The organism is Pseudomonas sp. GW821-FHT02B10, from assembly GCF_059421865.1.
Window position 1 is genome coordinate 84,415 of the sequence record NZ_JBWKVU010000007.1, and the last position, 19,100, is coordinate 103,514.

General features: G+C 65.2%; 15 protein-coding genes. 3 read left to right on the forward strand and 12 right to left on the reverse strand.

The features are described 5' to 3' along the window. Window positions 1–24 precede the first annotated feature (24 nt). From AC07VU_RS16785 to AC07VU_RS16835, 11 genes are all read right to left on the reverse strand, one after another. Window positions 25–408: a hypothetical protein gene (locus tag AC07VU_RS16785; RefSeq protein ID WP_495030167.1), complete on the reverse strand. Its 384-nt coding sequence runs from the start codon at window positions 406–408 to the stop codon at window positions 25–27. After that, entirely contained in the window at window positions 405–1,919 is a 1,515-nt protein-coding gene (locus AC07VU_RS16790) for a flavin-containing monooxygenase (protein ID WP_277589549.1), read from the reverse strand. Before AC07VU_RS16790 ends, AC07VU_RS16785 begins: the two co-directional genes overlap by 4 nt. A 112-nt stretch (window positions 1,920–2,031) precedes the next feature. Then, the gene (locus AC07VU_RS16795; RefSeq protein ID WP_009045475.1) at window positions 2,032–2,529 is read right to left on the reverse strand and encodes an HIT family protein; all 498 of its coding nucleotides are present in this window, start codon (window positions 2,527–2,529) and stop codon (window positions 2,032–2,034) included. A 48-nt stretch (window positions 2,530–2,577) separates the two neighbouring features. Beyond that, window positions 2,578–3,534, reverse strand: coding sequence for a fatty acid desaturase family protein (locus tag AC07VU_RS16800; protein ID WP_277589550.1), 957 nt, complete (start codon window positions 3,532–3,534; stop codon window positions 2,578–2,580). Between the two features lie 26 nt (window positions 3,535–3,560). Continuing rightward, the gene (locus tag AC07VU_RS16805) at window positions 3,561–4,592 is read right to left on the reverse strand and encodes a ferredoxin--NADP reductase (RefSeq protein ID WP_053262532.1); all 1,032 of its coding nucleotides are present in this window, start codon (window positions 4,590–4,592) and stop codon (window positions 3,561–3,563) included. After that, the gene (locus tag AC07VU_RS16810; protein WP_495030168.1) at window positions 4,589–5,893 is read right to left on the reverse strand and encodes a fatty acid desaturase; all 1,305 of its coding nucleotides are present in this window, start codon (window positions 5,891–5,893) and stop codon (window positions 4,589–4,591) included. Before AC07VU_RS16810 ends, AC07VU_RS16805 begins: the two co-directional genes overlap by 4 nt. A gap of 79 nt (window positions 5,894–5,972) precedes the next feature. Further along, the gene (locus AC07VU_RS16815) at window positions 5,973–7,109 is read right to left on the reverse strand and encodes an acyl-CoA dehydrogenase family protein (protein WP_053262534.1); all 1,137 of its coding nucleotides are present in this window, start codon (window positions 7,107–7,109) and stop codon (window positions 5,973–5,975) included. Between the two features lie 28 nt (window positions 7,110–7,137). Next, window positions 7,138–9,750, reverse strand: coding sequence for an aminotransferase class III-fold pyridoxal phosphate-dependent enzyme (locus AC07VU_RS16820; protein ID WP_495030169.1), 2,613 nt, complete (start codon window positions 9,748–9,750; stop codon window positions 7,138–7,140). Further along, window positions 9,743–10,021: an acyl carrier protein gene (locus AC07VU_RS16825; protein ID WP_495030170.1), complete on the reverse strand. Its 279-nt coding sequence runs from the start codon at window positions 10,019–10,021 to the stop codon at window positions 9,743–9,745. The genes AC07VU_RS16820 and AC07VU_RS16825 overlap by 8 nt, the downstream gene beginning before the upstream one ends. Window positions 10,022–10,925: 904 nt before the next feature. After that, window positions 10,926–11,795: a LuxR C-terminal-related transcriptional regulator gene (locus tag AC07VU_RS16830; protein WP_277589554.1), complete on the reverse strand. Its 870-nt coding sequence runs from the start codon at window positions 11,793–11,795 to the stop codon at window positions 10,926–10,928. Further along, window positions 11,792–13,633: a fatty acyl-AMP ligase gene (locus AC07VU_RS16835; RefSeq protein ID WP_495030171.1), complete on the reverse strand. Its 1,842-nt coding sequence runs from the start codon at window positions 13,631–13,633 to the stop codon at window positions 11,792–11,794. The genes AC07VU_RS16830 and AC07VU_RS16835 overlap by 4 nt, the downstream gene beginning before the upstream one ends. 346 nt (window positions 13,634–13,979) lie before the next feature. On the opposite strand from AC07VU_RS16835, the gene AC07VU_RS16840 reads away from it, so the two are divergent. From AC07VU_RS16840 to AC07VU_RS16850, 3 genes are all read left to right on the forward strand, one after another. Further along, the gene (locus AC07VU_RS16840; protein WP_277589556.1) at window positions 13,980–15,449 is read left to right on the forward strand and encodes an amidase; all 1,470 of its coding nucleotides are present in this window, start codon (window positions 13,980–13,982) and stop codon (window positions 15,447–15,449) included. 14 nt (window positions 15,450–15,463) lie between these two features. Next, a complete protein-coding gene (locus AC07VU_RS16845) occupies window positions 15,464–16,606 on the forward strand; it encodes a fatty acid desaturase family protein (protein ID WP_495030172.1) in 1,143 nt (380 codons plus the stop codon). Between the two features lie 213 nt (window positions 16,607–16,819). Beyond that, a complete protein-coding gene (locus tag AC07VU_RS16850) occupies window positions 16,820–17,524 on the forward strand; it encodes a hypothetical protein (protein ID WP_007929715.1) in 705 nt (234 codons plus the stop codon). Between the two features lie 98 nt (window positions 17,525–17,622). Here the strand turns inward: AC07VU_RS16850 and glyA are convergent, their stop codons facing one another. Further along, window positions 17,623–18,978 carry a serine hydroxymethyltransferase gene (gene glyA, locus AC07VU_RS16855; RefSeq protein ID WP_277589558.1) on the reverse strand — a complete coding sequence of 452 codons (1,356 nt, stop codon included), beginning with the start codon at window positions 18,976–18,978 and terminating at the stop codon, window positions 17,623–17,625. Window positions 18,979–19,100: the final 122 nt, after the last annotated feature.

Sequence of the window (19,100 nt, forward strand, 5' to 3'; positions counted from 1 at the left end):
CAAAGCAACAGAAGACTAGCGGGGTCAGGCGTTACCCAGCGACTGGCGGGAAACCCGCTCAGCCTTCAGCGCGCGCCAGGTCCACAACGCGCCGCACAGGTCCGGCAAGGCCAGCAGCAACAGCACCGGCGACACCAGCCCGGCGGCGACGAAGGCGGCAAAAAACACCGGCACCGACAGACGGATCGCCACCGTCAGGGCCATCAACTCGCGCCGCTCGGTGTAGCCGGCCCAGACGTAATAGACGCCCAGGTACAAGGCCAACTGGCCCATCACCCGGATCCACACCTCATCGGTCAGGGCGAAGCCGAACAACGGCAACAACAGGTTCGGCGCCAGCACCAACGCGGCGCCCAGCAACAACATGTACAGGCCGAACACAAACACGCTCTTGCCCGGATGGCTCATGGTTTCACTCCTTGGGGGTGCGAGGTGAGGCGATAGGCCTCGGCATCGAAATAACGGGTCTGCTGGCGGAACTGCCAGCTGAACCCTGGCCACAGGGCGACGTTGCGCCCGCTGTCGGGGTCCATGTACCAGCTCTGGCAATGGCCGACGCTCCATACCGCGCCGCGCAGCCGGTGGCGCAGGCCCTGGTTGAAACGCGCCTGGGCCTGCGGATCGACATCGACACTGGTCACGCCCAGGCGTTGCAGGGTGTCCAGGGCGCCGAGGATGTAGGCGATCTGCGACTCGATCATGTAGACGATGGAGTTATGCCCCAGGCCGGTGTTGGGCCCCATCAACAGGAACAGATTGGGAAAGCCGCTGACCGTGGTGCCCTTGTAGGCTTCGCTGCCCTGCTGCCAGGTGTTGACTATGTCCACCCCGCCACGCCCGAGGATCATCCCCGCCGGGAACGGCGTGCGCGCCTTGAAGCCGGTGCCGAAGATCAGTGCATCCAGGGCATGGCGCTGGCCGTCGACGGTGATCAGCGCGTCCTCGGTGACTTCACGGATGCCGCTGGTGACCAGCCGGGTATTGGCCTGGGCCAGCGCCGGAAAATAATCGTTGGACAGCAGGATGCGCTTGCAACCGATGGCGTAGTCCGGGGTCAGGCGCCGGCGCAGTTCCGGGTCCTTGACCTGGCGCCGCAGCAGGTTGAGCGCCAGCCATTTGTGCAGGGCCATCAGTCGCGGGTTGAACACGAAACCCAATACCCGGGTTTCATGGGCGGTGTAGATCAACCCGCGCAACAGCCGCTGCACCGCGGGAAAACGCCGCAGCAGGTGCTGGGCGGTCGTGGAAAAGGCCCGGTCCGGCTTGGGGATGATCCACGGCGGCGTGCGCTGGAACACCGCCAGGCTGGCCACCCGCGGCTGGATCTGCGGCACGAACTGGATCGCCGAGGCGCCGGTGCCGATCACCCCCACCCGCTTGCCGGCCAGGACGTAGTCATGGTCCCAATGCTGGGAATGAAAGACCCGGCCCTTGAAGCGCTCAAGCCCCGGCAGTCGGGGATAGTCCGGGGTCGACAAGGCCCCGGTGCCGGCCACCACCACCTGGGCGAAACGCACGCCGCCACGGGCATCCGTCACCTGCCACAGGGCGCGCTCTTCCAGCCAGCGCAGGCCGGTGACCGCGGTGTTGAAGCGGCAGTGTTGCAGCACCTGATACTTGTCGGCGCAGTGCCGCAGGTAGTCGCGGATCTCCGGCTGCGGCGAAAAGCGTCGCGACCAGTCGGGGTTGGGCTCGAAGGAAAACGAATAGAGGTGGGAAGGAATATCGCAGGCACAGCCCGGGTATTGATTGACCCACCAGGTGCCGCCGACGCCGGCTTCCTGTTCGAGGACCAGGAAGTCCTGCTCGCCGCGCTGGCGCAGGTTGATCGCCATGCCGATGCCGGAGAAGCCGGCGCCGATGATCACGACCCGATAGACCCGCGCGGGGTCGGCCTGCTCCTGAAGTAGCGCACTCATGTTCCTGACTCCTGGCGGCACAAACGCCGGGCGAGACCGCCCGCAGCGCATGCACGGCTGTTCATTCCGAAGTTCTGTGGATCGAGGGTGGGCCGCTCACCGGCCCTGGCGGTTAGGTTGACGTTGCGTGCAGCCTGCTGGTCCGGTGCGCCAGGTTCTCCAACGCCTGCGGGTCGAGTTCGGCGGCAATCACCAGGGCCTGGCGGCGCAGGGTCTGCAGGGGCGTGCGGCGGCCGAATAGGCCGGTGAAGTGCATGAACATGCGCAGGCCGAAACCCAGCCCATCGCCCCTTTGCCGCGGCACCAGGTGCAGGTGGGCGTGGGGAATGTGCTGGTTGGTGGCCTTGCCGTCGTTGACGATCAGGTGCGTGCCTTCCACCCCGAAGCCGGCGCGCCGCTGGGCGGCGAGCAAGGTATCGAACACCTGATACAGGTGCTGGCGGATGACCGTGGGCAGTTGCTCGAGTTTTTCCACATGGGCCAGCGGGATCAGCAGCAAGTGCCCCTGCCCCAGCGGATGCACATCCATGAAGGCCATGCAGTGGGTGTCGCGATAGACCAGGGCACTGGGCAATTCGCCGGCCGCGATCTGGCAGAAAATACAGGTCATCCGTGAATCCTCGGTGAGTGGCGCTCCTTCGGGCGCTGTAAATGTAGCTCACGCCGCTCGCCGAGGTTCGGCGCAAGTTGTTACCGGACGTCGCGCGAACATCCGCGCCAGCAGCCAGCGGTCGCGCAGGTAGGGCTTGTTGTCCAGCAGCGCCGCCAGCCGCGGCAGGTTGACGAAGGGCACGCCGGGGTAGATGTGATGCTCGACGTGGTAGTTGATATTGGCCCACAACAGGCCGATCAGCCGGTCGCTGACGGTCACGGTGTTCTTCGCCAGGTCCAGGCGCTCCGGGTCGCCAACCGCCAGGGTGGCCATGGGGAAGTGCTCGTAGCCCCGGGAAATCGGGTTGATCACCAGCGCCAGCAACAGCAGCGGCACGATGAAAATCAGCACGAATTGCAGCATCAGCCCCTGGCTGTAGCACCAGGCGCCGATCGCCGCCATCGACAGCAGATTGAACGCCAGCTCGCGCAGCACCCGGTTGCGCACCGCCTTGCCGTAGCGCACCAGGGAAAAGTAGATGAAGCGCGGCACGAACACGGCGATACGCAGGAACATCCACTTCACCCCGCCGGTGTAGTTCCAGTCGTCGGGGTCCTTGTCCGGATCGCCCAGGTAGCGGTGATGGTATTTGTGGCACTCGGTGAAGGAGGAAAACGGGAACACGATGAACCAGGCCATGAAGCGCCCGACCCACAGGTTCAGCGCCGCCGAATGAAAGCCGCTGGCATGCCCGCAATCGTGCTGCAGCACGGTGAAGGCATGCAGCTGGTTGCCCAGCACCAGCACCGCCAGCGCCAGGCCCCAGGGGTTGTCGCCGAGCAGGATGTACAGCGCGGCCGCGCACCAGACCAGCACATGCAGTACCGACCAGAGCACGAACTTCAGCGGCTGCAGCTGCATCAGTGCCTGCAGCTGGGCCTGGCGCTCGCGGTCGACCCGCAGTTCGGCGCGCTTGGCCAGCCGCAGTTCGTCCTCGGCGGCGTGGTGGGTTGAATGATTCATGAATTGACCTTCCTCTGTCTGTATCGCTAATCGACTTGCAGGCGCACGTCGTCCGTCAATGGATAGCCCACGCACAACAGTGCCTGGCCCCGGTTCAGTTCGTCCGCCGACAGCCCATGGTCCTCGCGCATGCGTACCTGCCCCGCCAACCGGGTGCAGACGCAGGCCGTGCAGAAACCGCTGCGGCAGGAAAACGGTGGCTGCACGCCGCTGGCCAGGGCCGCGTCGAGCAGGGTCTGGCCCGGGGCGACCGTGAAACTGAACGCCTGGCCCTGCATCAGCAGCTCCACGCGTTTTTCCGTGTCGCCGCTGGCCACTGGCGCCTTGGCCGGGGTGAAACGCTCCTGGTGCACGCTTTCCGGGGCGATGCCCAGGGCCTCCAGGGCGGCGGTCACCTCGTCCATCATGCCGCTGGGGCCGCAGCTGTAGTATTCGCGGGCTTGCGGGCCGGGCAGCGCGCCGAGAATGTCGATCACCCGCTGCCGGGTCAGGCGTCCTTCGTGGGCCCCCGGGGTGTCCGGCCGCGACAGCACATGCACCAGCTGCAAACGCTCGCCGAAGGTCTGGCGCAGCTGGTCGAGCTTGTCGCGGAAGATCACCGACTGCTGATTGCGGTTGCCGTAGATCAGCGACACCTGGGCATCCGGCTCGAAGTGCAGTGCTGACTTGAGGATCGAGAAGATCGGCGTGATCCCGCTGCCCGCCGCCAGCAGTACCAGGTGCCGCCCCCGGCCCGGCTGCGGGGCGAAGGTGAAGCGGCCGTGGGTGCCGAGGGTCTGCACCGCGTCGCCGGCGCTCAGCTCCTGCACCAGGCGGTTGGAAACCTTGCCGCCGGCCACGCGCTTGACGGTGATCGACAGGGTCTTGTCCAGCCCCGGCGTGCTGCTGATGGAATAGGCGCGGCAGCCCTTGGCGCCGTCGACGTCGACCTCCAGGGTCAGGTACTGCCCGGCGCTGTAGCGGACTTTGCGCAGCAGCGGCTGCTTGAGGTGAATGGTCACCGCATCGTCGGTTTCCCGTTCGATGGCGGCGACTTTCAAAGTCAGGGGACGGTTCATGGCTGGCCCAGGGCGCTGTGCGCGGGGGTGGGTTCGTCGGCGTTGCGCGGTGTGGCGAGGCGCCGTTGATGGGCATGTTCATGGGCCGCGATGGGCGCCGGCAGCACCCGGAATTGCAGCAGGCGGACTTTCTCTGCGTGGTCCAGCGGCTGCCACCAGTCGAGCTTGTCCGCCAGCGCATCGAAGCGGCGCAGCATCAGCAGCACGAACAGGCCGAATACGCTGAGGTCGCGAAACACCATGGAACCCGCGGCCGCCAGTTCCGGCTTGAGCCGCTCGAACAGCGCCGGGCTCTCCGACCAGTGGCCGACAGACCAGTGATGGTGGCAGGCGTGGTAACCCTCGTTGAGGATATTCACCGGCGTTTCCAGCAGGGTCACGGTGTTGTACATCCAGTCCTTGGGGTCTTGCTGACCGCCGTAGAAGGCGTGTTGGCTCCAGTGGATGACGCCCATCAGGAAGTTGCTCGCGCACCAGGGCACCAGCATGTAGAACACCGCGATCGGCAGGCTGTAGCACGCCAGCGCGACGAACAGCCCGACATGCACCAGGTTGCCCATGACCATGGCCCGGGCCTGGCTGCGCTTGTGTTTGCTCTTGAAGTACAGCCAGGGCGAAACCATGAACTGCTGGTACATCACCTCGCGCACCATATACACGGCGAAATCCCAGGCGCTGGCATGGTCGTAGCGCGCGGTGGCGTAGACATCCAGCGGCCCGGCGTTTTCCCGGTGATGCTGTTGCAGGTGCGCCGCCGCATGGGGGATCAGGCCCATGGGAATGGCGAAGAACATGTACAGGAAGGAATTGCCGACCCAGCGATCGAGCAGGCTCGAACGCTTGAAGATGCCGCCGGGCACATGGCCTTCCTGATGCATGGCGCTGAAGGAGCGGACAAAGCCGCGAATGTTCGGCCCATAGACGAAGGCGTAGAACAGCAGCACCAGCAGCCAGGAGATTTCCTTGAGCCACAGCTGGGCGATGAACACCGGCCCGGCGGTCAGGCCCAGGCTGATGGCGGCGGCCAGGATCGGCTCGTCCCGCGGGTCCTTGAGCAAGCGGTCGGCTAGGGGTTGCAACAAGCGGTGATAGCTCGTCACCAGCCAGTTGCCCAGGGCCTTCATGCCCGGCAGCCACGACAACGACCGGCGCCCGGCCTGCAAGGTGCATGACAGGGTCAGAATCACAGCGATGGCCGCGGTGTTGAACACCAGCAGCAGGCTGAACAGCGGAATAGCCAGGCAGTGAAACCCGCGACCGACATTGGCCGGGCGCGGCGGATAGAGAAAATCGCTACTCATGCTTCTACTCCATTAGGCATGTTGCCGAGGCCGGAGCGACGCCAGGGGCGCCGAAGCTCCGGCTGCGGTAGCAGGCGAATCAGGCGCTGTAGGACTCGCGCAGGAACTGCGCCAGCAACGGCGTGGCGGCGCTGCGGGAGATCGGGTGGAAGCCGATCGCCCGGGAGGCCGCCAGCAGATAGGCCACTTCGTCGGAGGCGATGAACGCCATGCCACCCAACAGCTCGACGCTGAGGTTGGTCGCCCGCTCGATCGCCGCCTGCACCAGGAAGCGCGTGCACAGCGCCTTGTGGTAGGTGTTCATCGGCGCATCCTGTTGTGCCTGCAATTCGCCGGCGGTGCCGAGCAGCGCCTGATGGGCGCCCTCCAGCTCGATGCACAGCAGGGCCAGTTGCGCGGGGTCGGCGAAGGGCTTTCTCAGCAACCGGTCGACCAGCGCCGAAGCCACGCCCAGGTAGCTGCCGCCGACCATCAGCTGGAACCAGCTCAGGCCGTTGAGCGAGGTTTCCATGGCGGTGGCGGCCACTTCTTCGCTGTCGGCGCCGTCGGCCAGCAGCATGCGCTCGCTGGGCACGAACACGCCGTTGAACACCAGTTCGTTGCTGTCGGTGGCACGTAGCACCGTGGCGTTCCAGAAGGGTTCGCGGGTGATCGTGCTGCCATCGGCAAAGACCACGGCAAAGCCCTGGCTGACACTGCCGTCGTCCTGTTCACAGGCGACGCCGACCACGATCACGTCCATGTGGTGGCTCATGGTGCAGGGCTTCTTGCTGCCGTCGAGGACGAAACCGCCCTCCACCGGCCGCGCCTTGACGCTGCGGTTGAAGATCTCCGAGCCCGGCTTGCCCTCGGCGAAGGCCGAGGCGATCAGCAACTGGTCCTGGGTGATGCCCCACAGCAGCTCTTCCGCCGCCGGGATCAACCCGCCCAGTTGCACGATGGTGGCGATGGTGTGGTGATGCATGGTCATCATCACCGCCAGGGACGGGCACAGCGAACCGATGGCGCGCAGGATCTCCACGGTTTCCTCCGGCGAGGCGCCGAGGCCGCCGTAGGTCTCGGGGATGATCAGGCCGGCGGCGCGGTAGTCGCGAAACAACCCGCAGAGCACGGCCGGATCGGCTTGCTCCAGGGCCATCAGGCCGCGCTCCCGGAGGGCGGCGAGCAGGCCCGGCAGGTACTTCTCGGTGGCGTTGCGGGCGTTGTGCATCGACATGGTGTGGACTCCTTTCTCGTTGTCAGGGTTAACCGGCTTTTTCGATCAACTGCTCCACCGCGGGGGCGAAACCGAAGGCTCGGGCCAGGTCGAAGATCGCTTCGGCATCCTCCAGTGGAGGACGCTTGCCGATGCTGTAGTCGCGCTGCAGGCCGGCCATGGTCAGGACCATGGTTTCGGCCAGGCAGCTGAAGGTCACGCCCGTGGGCAGACCGGTGAGGTTCTGCTGGCCGAAACGCTGGCTGCGGTCGGGCAGATGGATCAGGCCGCCTTCGATCACCGTGACGTCCGGGCGCAGCGCCAGGGTGACGTGGCCGATGTCCGGCGGCTGCGCGCAGTCGCAGATGATCGCGTTCTGATGCAGCACCAGCGGATCGATAAAGGCCGAGCCGTTGGAGGTCGCCGAGAGCACGGTTTCCAGGCGCGGCAGCCAGTGGCCCAGGTCCGCGGTGATCACCAGCGGCGGCTGCACCTGCGGCTTGCCCTGGGCCAGGGCGTCGACGCTGTCGAACAGCGTACGCAATTGCTCCTCGTCGCCAAGGTCGCGATCCAGCAGTTGCTCGACACTGGCCAGGCTTGGCAGGAGCAGCACCAGGGTCTTGGCGATGCCGCTGCTGTGGCCGCCCTGGATCTGCAGCAAGGCATCGCGATACAACTCGCCGGCCACCAGCCGCAGCTCGTCCATGGCGCCCCGATTAGCCCCATTGCCGAGCAATACCAGGTGCTCGCAGAAGCGCCCCAGGCGCAGGCTGGCCAGGCGACCCACCGAACCGTAGGCACCGATCACCCCGGTCAGGCGCTTGGCCAGCGGCGCGCCGCGGTTGGCGCAAGTGCTCAGCAGCGCATCGACACCGACCATGGCCGTCAGGCTGTTGCCGGTGGTGGTGTGGAACCGCTCGTTGATGACATCCACGCCGGCACTGGAAATCACCGAGGTGTAGGCCCCCAGCCCGACGAAATCCACCTCCAGCTCGGCGACGCTGTCCAGGTAGTTGGCCAGCAGCTTGCGCCGCTTGCCCAGGCTCAGGCGCATCAGGTCGCGCGGTTGCAGCAGGCTGCCGACCAGCCAGCCTTCGACGTAGTCGCCGACATCGTTGTAGACCCGGCGGGCGTGATAGGACACCCCGGCGTCGAGGTCGGGCTTGGCCCATTCGGAGAAGTCGTCGAGCCAGCCCTGCATAAAGGTTTTTTCCGCCGCCGACAGCCCCAGGCCATCCACCACGCTGTCGCCATTCACGCTCTCGGCAGTGGTCGGGTGCAGCAGGAAGGCGAAGCGCCCCAGGCAACGCCCGCTGCTGCGTGGTTTGCCCGGTGCGATCCAGGGGCTCAGGGCCCCCCGTGGCCCGGCATAACCGTGGGCTTCGAGAATCAAGCGGTGTTGCTGGTTATGCACCACCAGTTCCGCCACCGCCTTGAGGCCTTCGAGCAGCAGGTCGATATCGGCGCGCTCAATGCACAGCGGCGGCTGGATGCGCAGCACGTTGCCTTCGGTGAGGGTCGGCAGGCAGTACACGCCATGCCGGCTTTTCAGGTAGCCGCAGACGATCGGCACCAGGGCGCCGAAAGCGCTGGCCAGGGACAGCGTATACAGGCGCTCGCCGCTCCAGCGGCGGAATTTCAGGCCGAGCATCAGGCCGCGGCCGTCGAGGCTGTGGAACACCTCGGGATAGTCCTGCACCAGACGCGACAGCCCGGCGTACAGGTAGGCGCCCTGCTGCGCCGCATGCTTGAGCTGGGCGCCGTCGTTGGCGGTGAGCTGGTCGAGCACGGCCAGGCCGATGGCAGCGCTGAAGCCGTTGACGGCGAAGGTGGAGCTGTGGTGCCGGTCGAAATCGCGGCTCCAGCACTGCTCGCCGTAGATGCACGCGCCGATGGCCGCGACGCCGCCGCCCAAGGCCTTGGCCAACAGCACCACGTCCGGCTCCAGACCGTGGGCGGTGGCGGCGAACAGCTCGCCGGTGCGGCCCAGTCCGGTCTGGATCTCGTCGAGCACGAACAAAGTGCCGTATTGGCGGCAGAGGTTCTGCGCCGCCAGCAGGTAGCCTGGCGGCGGGGTGATCATGCCCGCCTCGCCCTGCACCGCCTCGACGAAAAAGGCCGCGGCGCGTCGAGTTTTCAGCAGCGCCTCGAGGGCCTCCAGGTCACCATAGGGCACATGGCTGAAACCGTCGGCGCGGATCTGGAACGGCTCGCGGTAAGTGGCCTTGCCGGTGACCCCGACCGCGCCCTGGGTCTTGCCGTGAAAACCGGTCAGGGTGCCGATCACCAGCTCGCGCTGGGTCGCGGCGCGACACAGCTTGATCGCCGCTTCAACAGTCTCCGCGCCGCTGGTGGTGAAGGTCACCTTCGAGTGGGTGCCGGGCGCCAGCTCGATCAGGCGTCGCGCCAGTTCTTCGGCGCCGGGGTTGATCAGCGGCTGGACCAGCGAGGCCTGGCCGCTGGCGAGAAAGGTGTGGATCGCCTCGGTAATAGGCGCCGCGCCATAACCGAAGGGCACCGCGCCGAACTGGCCGACGAAATCGATCAGGGTCTGGCCGCTGGCGGTCTCGATGCGGGTGCCCTGGGCGCGCACCACGGTCTCGTTGAGGCCGACGAATTCCAGCAGTTCCTGGCGGGTGATATTGAGCAATGAATCAGCCATGACTGACCTCCCCCACCGCGCCAAGCGCGCCCTGGTTGATGACGCCGTACAGGTGCTGGCTGACCTTGCTCACGGTGTCGTGCAGGTAGGCCAGCTCAGGGTCCAGGGAGATGCCGAAACGGTCCTCGAACTCGGCGGACAGGCCGACGATCAGCACCGAGTCGACGCCCATCTCGTGGAACGAGCGCTCGACGTCCAGCGACCCGGAATCGACCTCCAGCAGGCTGGCCAGGGTTTCGGTCACGACAAAGGTTATTTCGTCTATGTGCACAGTCGCCTCCCAGCGTATTTCGCTTCCTTTGCATGGCCGTTGGCCCGCGCCAACCGCGTGGTGAAACCAGCGGATCAACGCTTGGGCAGGCGTCATGATGCAAACGCGTTTTGAGTGTGGATAACCCGACGGAGCAGGCTATTTGCTACACCCCGATGCTCGGCGTCATGCCGGTTCAGCTCAATACTCCGTAAGGAGTAGCGAGCCCTGTAGCCGCTGCCGCAGGCTGCGATAGGACCGAAGGTTCTCCAGCGGTCTCAAGATCCCTGCGCCTGCTGCGCAGTCGATCGCAGCCTCGCAGGCTCGGCAGCGGCTACAGGTTTAGCGCCGACCGGCAGGTCGCGCATGGCGCAGCTTTGGCTTTTGATCTACCCGCCCCATCGGGAGGCCGAGTGGAGGTGTTCATCAGGGGGATGGCGCGCAGCGCCCCTCGACGCAGTCGAGGACATCGTATGGAGGTCTAAGCGAAGCCGACCGGAGTCGATGCCCCCTGATGGACGCCGGAGCGAGGGAACCTGAGCGCAGCGAAGGCCGTATGCAGGGGCAAGCGTTTTTTGGTTACTTTTTGCTGGGCCGGCATTCCGGCGTTTGAAAAAAAGTGACCCGCCGTAAGGGCGGAACCCTAAGTGGCCGTTACCGCAGAAATGGATATGTACACCGACCAACATCCCCAGCGAGGCGACCATCGTCATCGCGGGCAAGCCTCGCTCCTACAGAAGCCTCCCCCTGCCGCCAGCCAAGAATGGATATGTACACCATCCAAAAAATGCAGCCCCCAAACGGACACCATCACGGCCAATCGAGCGTCGACCGGCCGCTCCTACAGAGGCGCAGGCGACGCCGAAGCACTGACCCCCGTCAGCACTGTGGAAGGGTTACCGGATGAAAGACAGGCAGGCAGCACTCACTCGTCGCAGAACAACGCCGCGATCTGCGCCCGACTCGACGCCTGGAGTTTAGAGAAGATGTTCTGCAGGTGGGTTTTCACGGTCTTGTCGCTGATGCCGAGGATCTGGCCAATCTCCCAGTTGGTCTTGCCTCGGGCCACCCAGCGCGAAATCTCCGCTTCGCGGCTGGACAGGATGGACAACAGTTGATGGTTCGGCCCCGGATTGTGGCGCAACAGCTTGCTGCCCAGCGCCCGGTTCAGGGCGATGTGCAGGTACGGGGCGAAGACCATCATGCGCATTTTGCTTTCGTGGGCCACGGTGGCCGAGATGTTGTGAAAGAAGTAGCCGGTGAAGGTGTTGCGGTGCAATCCGGGCAGCAGGGTCCAGCCCAGGTTGCGTATGCCGTGTTCGCGAAAGATCTTCGCCCACACCTGGTCCGGCGAGTTGCCCAGCCGCTCCAGGGTGGTGAACTTGGGGCGCCCACAGTGCTCGATGGGGTCGATGCCCAGCGGCGGAATCATGCCGTCGCGACCGACGATAGCCTTGATCAGGTCATCGGAGAGGCTGTCCGGATGAATCAGGTGCGAAAAGAACACCCGGTGCGCGCGGACCCTGCCGCTGGCGAACACAAAGTTCTCGCACGGCAGGATCTGCGGCAGCGCCAGCTGGGTCTGCTGCGTCAGCTCGGCGATGCTGCGCGCCGAGGTGATGCAGTTGAGCACGCTGGTCAACTGCAGCCGTTGCTGGCTGTCGGTGGGCGGCAACGACAGCACCGACCGCGGGCGGCTGGCCAGTTCCAGCCGCGGTTCGCAGAAGGCCGGCTGGGCGAACAGCAGCGCCGCGGGCTTGGGCGCATGCACCGGGCCGATCGATAGACTGGTCATGCTTCCACGACCTGGCTGTCGACGGTGATGTCACGCAATACCCGGCCGTTGCTCTCCACCGCGACCACCGACTTGTCCAGCGGATGGGCTTCGGCCGGCGCGGCATCATCGAGTGCCGCCAGCCAGGGAGCGAACTGCTTGCGACACTCCTGGCGCTTGATCTTGCCGCTGGAGGTACGCGGCAACGACCCGCCGAACACCAGCAACAGCACCGGCCGCGCCAGTTGGTGCTGTTGCCACAGCCGCGCTTTCAAGTCGCTGAACAGCTGCGGCAGGTCGAGGCTGCGCAAGGCCCGCCGTTCGATTTCCTGGGCGATCACCACCTGCTCGCTGTCGCCGGTCTCGATGCTGAAGGCCGCGGTGCCGTCCGGGCGAAAGCTGTCATGGGTGCGCAGCACGGTGTTCTCGATATCACCAGGGTGATGGTTGACGCCATTGACGATGATCAGGTCCTTGAGCCGCCCGGTGACGAACAGCTCTCCGTCGAGCAGGAAGCCCAGGTCGCCGGTGCGAAAGTAGCGCGACCAGCCGAGCGCCGGCGGCGCCGGGCGAAAGGCCGCGGCGGTGCTCTCCGGGCGCTGCCAGTAACCGCTGGCGACGCTGTCGCCGAGGATGCAGATCTCCCCGACCCGCCCGTCTTCCAGCGGCTGCTCGGTGTGCGGGTCGCAGATGAACGGGCCCTGCCCGGGAATGCCGCGACCGCTGCTGACCAGGGTGCGCAGGCGCAACTCGGCGTCGCTGCCCGGTCCTTCATGCAGGCGTGCCACATTGTCCTCCAGCAAGCCGGCATGGAACTGGCGGATCACCGGCTCGCGCTTGCTGCCGCCGGCGCTGACCATCAGCGTGCCTTCGGCCAGCCCGTAGCAGGGAAAGGCCGAGGTGCTGGCAAAACCGGCGCGGGCGAAACGCTCATGAAAGGCGGCAATGGTCTGCGCCCGCACATGCTCGGCGCCGTTGAACGCCACCTCCCAGCTGCTCAGGTCGAGGCCGGCCAGCTCTTCGTCCTTGATCTTGCGCAGGCACAATTCATAGGCGAAGTTCGGCCCGCCGCTGACGGTACCGCGGTAGGTGCTGATGGCCTGCAACCAGCGCAGCGGCCGTTGCAGGAAGTGGATCGGCGCCAGCAGCGTCGAGCCGAAGCCGACGAACAAGGATTGCAGGATGCCGCCGATCAACCCCATGTCGTGATACGGCGGCAGCCAGCTGACCAGGTGGCTGTCCTTGTGGGTCAAAAAACCGCGGCTGATGCTGCGCGAATTGTGAATCAGGTTGCCGTGGGTCACCGCCACTCCTTTGGGAATCCCGGTGGAGCCGGAGGTGTATTGCAAAAAGGCGATATCGTCCCGGGTTACCGGGACGGCCCGCCACTCGCTGGCCAGGGCCAGGTCGAGGCTCGCCATGTCCAGCACCCGCGGACTCTGCGCCTGCCCCAGCCGGGCCAGGATGGTCGGGACATCCTCGCCACTGGCCAGTGCCGCCGTCGGCTGGCAGTCATCGATGATGCCATCCAGCCGGTCCAGGGTCTTGGTCGCCCCCGGTGGATAGGCCGGCACCGCCACCAGCCCGGCATACAGACAGCCCATGAAGGCGATCACATAGTCCAGGCCTGGCTTGAGCAGGATCAGCACCCGGTCCCCCGCCTGGCAATGCCCCTGCAACCGGGCCGCCGCCGCTCGGGCCGCGCGGTCCAGTTCAGAGAAGGTGATCAGGGTTTCTTCGTCTCGCCCGTTGTGCAGAAAACGATAGGCCAATCGGTCCGGGATCGTATGGGCGTGAAGCTGCAGACATTCCGAAAAATTCGCATACGGAACGTCGCTATCGTGGTCGTTCGTAGTCATTATTTTGTGTCCAGGCAGCCGTACTTAGCCATCTCCCGCAAGGCCCGAAATCTGCGGCCTTGCGCATCCATTACGCTTGATCATCCTCTGGGAGCGCGCAGTCGAAGTTAATACTCCGAACGGCGTATACCCGCAATTTCCGCCCCCGGCGCATATTCGCCTCACAGCTCGATGCATGCATGGCTTTTTGCCATGCCGCTTGCAGTCATCAGCCTTTTCCAAGGATGTGAAGCCGATATCCAGGCCCGTGCAAGCCGGGCCTGTGTAACCGGCCATGTCATCAAACCCAGGCCGGAGCGGGAGCGCCCCGGTATCGCCAGCAGCGTGCGCAGCACGGGAGAACAGGATGTCTTTTAGCGAATACGCCACCTTCGATGCGGTCGGCCTGGCCGATCTGGTCAGGACCGGGCAGGTACGCCCCTCCGAACTGCTGGAGGAAGCCATACGCCGCATCGAAGCCTTCAACCCGGCGGTCAACGCCGTGGTCTACAAAGCCTACGACAAAGCCCGGGCGCAGGCCGCCGCACAGGACAAGGCGCCGCCGACCGGCGCGCTGCACGGCGTGCCGTTCCTGCTCAAGGACATCCTCGGCGACTGCCAGGACCTGCCTTCAACCCTCGCCTCGCGCATGCTGCAAGCGCGGGTCATGCCCCAGGACTGTGAGCTGGTGAAGCGTTTTCGCCAGGCCGGGCTGGTGTTCGTCGGCAAGACCAACGCCCCGGAGTTCGGCATTCTGCCCACCACCGAAGGCGCCTTCCATGGCCCGGCGCGCAACCCGTGGAACCTGGAGTATTCCACCGGCGGCTCCAGTGGCGGCGCGGCCGCCGCGGTGGCCACCGGCATGGTCCCGGCGGCCCATGGCAACGACGGCGGCGGCTCGATCCGCATTCCCGCGTCCTGCTGCGGCCTGGTCGGCCTCAAGCCGACCCGGGCGCGCAACTCCCTGGCCCCGGACTTCGGCGAGCTGCTCAGCGGCCTGCTGGACGAACATGTGCTGACCCGCAGCGTGCGCGACAGCGCCGCCCTGCTCGATGCCACCCATGGCGTGGTGCCGGGCGACCCGTATCGCGCGCCGCCGATGCAGGGGCGTTTTCTCGACCAGCTCGGTCGCGAACCGGGACGCCTGCGCATCGCCTATTCCAGCACCGACCCGGCCGGGCGGCCGCTGCACCCCGACTGCATCGCGGCGGTGGAAAGCACCGTGCGCCTGCTCGAATCCCTCGGCCACCATGTGGAAGAAGCCGCGCCGCAGCTGGACCTGCAAAGCTTCGCCGAAGCCTTCAGCGCCCTGTGGTTCTCCGGCATTGCCTTCGCCGTGGAACTGATGAGCCTGCAACTGGGACGCGGCCCGTTGCCCGGCGAGCTGGAAAACCTGACCCAGGCCGTGCATCAACGTGGCCTTGGCGTCAGCGCGGTGGAGTACCAGATGTCCGAGCTGGTGTTGCAGCAGGTGGGTCGGGAAATGGCGCGTTTCCACCAGACCTACGACTGCTGGCTGACCCCGACCCTGGCCCGGCCGCCGCTGCGCAATGGCGTAGTGGATATCCATTCCAGCGACCTGGAAAGCACCTACGGCCCGCTGATCGACTACAGCCCGTTCACCGCCATCCACAACGCCTCGGGGCAACCGGCGATTTCCTTGCCGCTGCACTGGAACGCCGAGGGCCTGCCGATCGGCCTGATGCTCAGCGCCGCCTTTGGCGAGGAAGGCCTGTTGTTCCGCCTGGCCGGCCAGTTGGAACAGGCACGCCCGTGGAAGGACCGGCGGCCGCAGTTGTTCCTGCAGCACAGCTCCGACGAAGCGGTTATCGGCTAAGGAGAGCACCAAGCATGCGCACCCTGGACACCTCGACCGCCTCTGCTTGTTGCCGTGCCAGCGCAGGCCAGGAGCCACACCAGCCGGGGGCCATCCCCTGGCCCACCGACGGCCTGGACCGCGAGCAACTGGCGCGTTATGGCAAGGAGCTGATTCGCCAGACCCTGCCCTTCACCGTGGAAAACCGCCGCCTGAGCTGGTGGCATTTCTACTCGACGCTGCTGGTGATCGGGCTGTTCGGCGCGGCCGTTGCCCTGCCGCTGTGGTGGCCGCTGCGCCTGGGGTGCAGCGTGCTGCTGGGCTTGTCCCTGGTGCGCATGTTCGTGCTGTACCACGACTACATGCACGGTGCGATCCTCAAGGGCTCGCGTTTTGCCGAGGTGTTTTTCAAGACCTTCGGCCTGCTGCTGATGGCCCCGCCGACACTGTGGAAGCAGTCCCACGATTACCACCACGGGCACAGCTGCCAGTATGTCGGCGCGCAGAAAAAACGCCTGCCGCTGCTCTCTACTCACACTGACCTGGGCACCTTTCCCCTGCTGTCCACCGAGGAATATGCCCGGGCCGGGCGCCTCAAGCGCGTGCGTTATCGCATCGCCCGGCACCCGCTGATGATCCTGCTGGCGTCATTCAGTATCTTTATTTTCAGCATCTGCCTGGTCTCGCTGATCACCCAGCCGCGGCATCGTCTGTGGTCGCTGTTGGCCCTGGCGCTGAACCTGGCGAGCGCCGTCGCCCTGGCGCTGCTGGCGCCGGACATCCTGCTGTACGGGGTGCTGGTCCCCAGCCTGTCCGGCTCGGCGCTGGGCGCCTACATGTTCTACTGCCAACACAACTTCCCCGGCGTGCGTTACCCTGAGCGCGCCGACTGGGACTACGCGGCCACCGCGGTGTTCTCCTCCAGCTACATGCGCACCGGCCCACTGATGGCCTGGTTCACCGCCAATATCGGCTACCACCATGTGCACCACGCCAACTCGGGCATCCCCTTCTACCGCCTGCCGCAAGCCATGGCGGCGATCCCCGCGCTGCAATCGCCGATCACCACCTCACTGCACCCGCGGGATATCTACCGCTGCCTGCGGCTCAAGCTGTGGGACCCGGCGCGCCAGCGCATGGTCTCGTTCGCCGAGTTTCACCAGCAGGCGCGACGCTGAAGGAAATGCGGCAGAGGCGTTGCCCCGCGAACGCCCGCCAGGGATGATCGGCGCCGGAATTTTCCCGGCGATCGCGGGTCAGTAGAGCCACGCCTTTTCGCACCGGTCCGTTGGTCCGTGACAATGGGGCCTCGGTCCCATAAATTAGGCGCCCTGAAAAGGCCCGGTGCTTTTCTAGCCTCATTTCCAGTTAAACGAAGTAGTGAAATATCAATGTCCGATTCCAATACAGAAGAATCCGTAAACGCCTTGTCGTCCAAAGCGGAATACGAAAACGCCATCAATCTTTCACAGCATGTCTCCCAGGCCAAGACCATCAGCGAGATGGTCCTCGACGCTTTCCAGTCCACCAAGGAAAGCGACCAGATCCGCGAATTGCGCGCCGAGATCCGCCAGGCTCACGACCGCTTCGACGACGACCGCGCCTATGAACTCATGGGCCAGCTCAAACAGCTCAAGGACGCCGAGGCCGCCGACAGCGCCGCCCTGGAAGACCTGAGCAGCAAGTTCCCGATCAGCCGCATCCTGTCCAGCTACAAGGACGACCCGAGCTTCCAGGAGCTGGTCTACGGCCTGGCGCTGAAGGTGCTGAACCAGACCCACCAGGCCATCAGCAGCCCGGGTGGCGGCAAGAGCAAGGCCTCGCGGGCCAAGAAGGAAATGGAAGTGTTCGCCATCAGCAAGGACGGCATCAGCGTCACCCTGCCGATCCGCCCGCGCTCCAAGGCCAACGTCGACCGTGAAGCCTTCGAGTTCCTCGGTTTCGCCTTTGTCGGCGAAGGCGACGAAGCGGAACTGGAAAGCGAAGTGTTCTTCGACAAGGACGGCAACGAACAGCCGGCCACGCGCAAGAACATCGTCACCGCGATCCAGCAGCAGACCGCGTTCGAAGGCTACAGCGCTCTACAACAGCAGTAACCCGTACCGCGGGCTTGCTCGCGCAGACGGCGGATAGGGCAACAGTGCAGCGCGCCCTTCCGCCGGCTGGCTCCTACGAATCAAAGGCCGGGGCCCCCTCAGTTGCCCCGGTAATCGGCGATGGGATACATCGCGCACAAAGCCTCGGTCTGAAGACGGAACTGTTCCTGCAACTCAGGCTCCAGGCGGTACTTCTGCTCGCTGAGGGGCGTCACCTTGTCCAGTATCCGGCAGACCAGTTCGACGACTTCACGACAGCCCTGGGGATCGATGTAGCGTTGGGCGATGGAGCCCGTGCCGATACACAAGCCATTGGCGACGAATGAGGATCGGGTTTCCCCCAGTGCGCGGTTTTTACTCACGATGATGCCGCATCGCTCCAGTGCCGAGGCGGCAATCGAACCGCTAACCCCACCACGCAGCCTGAGCAGAATCGTGTGGTTCTCCGTCCCCCCGCCCACAACTTCGTAGTCCTGTGCCATGAATGCGCTGGCCATTGCATCGGCCGTGCTGCGAATCCGTCCCATGTAGGCGTCGAACTCCGGGGTCATCGCGTAGCCCAGCGCAGCCGCCTTGGCGGCGATCATGTTGACCGCCGGCGAGCCCTGCATCCCGGGGAATACCGCTTGTTCAAGGACACGACTGAAGCTCGCCCTCAGGCCGGGAACCTTGGTGTCGGCATCCCGGCCGGAAAGGATGAGGCCGCCACGAGGCCCCGCGAGCTGCTTGTGGGTACACGCGGTGGTGACGTGCGCCACGTCGATCGGGCTTGGATGTCGACCCGTTGCGACCAGCCCGGCGATATAAGAGATATCCGCCAGCAGGATGGCCCCGGCCTCGTCGGCAATAGCGCGAAAGCGTTGGAAGTCCACGACCCGAGAATAGGCCGTCGCACCGCAGATAATGATGCGCGGACGATGGGCGAGCGCCAGATGGCGTACCTCTGCGTAATCGATCACGCCCTGCGATGTGGTGCCGTAGCGGATCGCCTTGTAGTTAGTGCCCGTGAATGCAACAGGACTGCCGTGGGTCAGGTGCCCGCCATGATCGAGGGCCATGCCGAGAATGGTGTCCCCGGGCTCGAGCAGGGCAGCAAGCACCTGGTAGTTGGCGTTGGAGGCGGAATGCGACTGTACGCTGGCATATTGCGCCCCGAACAGCTCCCGCGCCCTGCGAATCGCCAGGGACTCGACCAGATCGACGTTCTCGCAGCCGACATGATGGCGCTTGCCTGGTATGCCCTCGGCGGTGACATTGACCAGTGCCGAGGCAGACGCCGCGAGGATTCGAGGGTTGGCCGCGCAGGAAGATGAAACCAGGGACAGTGTGCGGTGTTGACGCCTGACTTCAGCGTCCAGGATCCCAGCCAGTTCGGCGTCTTCTGCCCGCAGATCCGCCAAACCTCGTCGCAGCAGGTCGGCCTGGTTCCTCAGTGGTGCTGTATAAGCTGCCATCGTTCGGTATTCCTTCCTTGTCATTTGCGTGCCACGAACGACAGCACGCTTCCTGATTTAACGTTCGCGAGCCGCTAATTAATCAAAGAATTAAACATTTTCCAAACAAAATGCTTCTTTTC

What these genes read in the sequence shown, in the direction of transcription:
- AC07VU_RS16830 (WP_277589554.1), bottom strand. Translation starts at nt 11,795, where the DNA reads ATGACCAGTCTATCGATCGGCCCGGTGCATGCGCCCAAGCCCGCGGCG.
- AC07VU_RS16815 (WP_053262534.1), bottom strand. Translation starts at nt 7,109, where the DNA reads ATGTCGATGCACAACGCCCGCAACGCCACCGAGAAGTACCTGCCGGGC.
- AC07VU_RS16805 (WP_053262532.1), bottom strand. Translation starts at nt 4,592, where the DNA reads ATGAACCGTCCCCTGACTTTGAAAGTCGCCGCCATCGAACGGGAAACC.
- AC07VU_RS16840 (WP_277589556.1), top strand. Translation starts at nt 13,980, where the DNA reads ATGTCTTTTAGCGAATACGCCACCTTCGATGCGGTCGGCCTGGCCGAT.
- AC07VU_RS16835 (WP_495030171.1), bottom strand. Translation starts at nt 13,633, where the DNA reads ATGACTACGAACGACCACGATAGCGACGTTCCGTATGCGAATTTTTCG.
- glyA (WP_277589558.1), bottom strand. Translation starts at nt 18,978, where the DNA reads ATGGCAGCTTATACAGCACCACTGAGGAACCAGGCCGACCTGCTGCGA.
- AC07VU_RS16845 (WP_495030172.1), top strand. Translation starts at nt 15,464, where the DNA reads ATGCGCACCCTGGACACCTCGACCGCCTCTGCTTGTTGCCGTGCCAGC.
- AC07VU_RS16810 (WP_495030168.1), bottom strand. Translation starts at nt 5,893, where the DNA reads ATGAGTAGCGATTTTCTCTATCCGCCGCGCCCGGCCAATGTCGGTCGC.
- AC07VU_RS16785 (WP_495030167.1), bottom strand. Translation starts at nt 408, where the DNA reads ATGAGCCATCCGGGCAAGAGCGTGTTTGTGTTCGGCCTGTACATGTTG.
- AC07VU_RS16820 (WP_495030169.1), bottom strand. Translation starts at nt 9,750, where the DNA reads ATGGCTGATTCATTGCTCAATATCACCCGCCAGGAACTGCTGGAATTC.
- AC07VU_RS16800 (WP_277589550.1), bottom strand. Translation starts at nt 3,534, where the DNA reads ATGAATCATTCAACCCACCACGCCGCCGAGGACGAACTGCGGCTGGCC.
- AC07VU_RS16850 (WP_007929715.1), top strand. Translation starts at nt 16,820, where the DNA reads ATGTCCGATTCCAATACAGAAGAATCCGTAAACGCCTTGTCGTCCAAA.
- AC07VU_RS16795 (WP_009045475.1), bottom strand. Translation starts at nt 2,529, where the DNA reads ATGACCTGTATTTTCTGCCAGATCGCGGCCGGCGAATTGCCCAGTGCC.
- AC07VU_RS16790 (WP_277589549.1), bottom strand. Translation starts at nt 1,919, where the DNA reads ATGAGTGCGCTACTTCAGGAGCAGGCCGACCCCGCGCGGGTCTATCGG.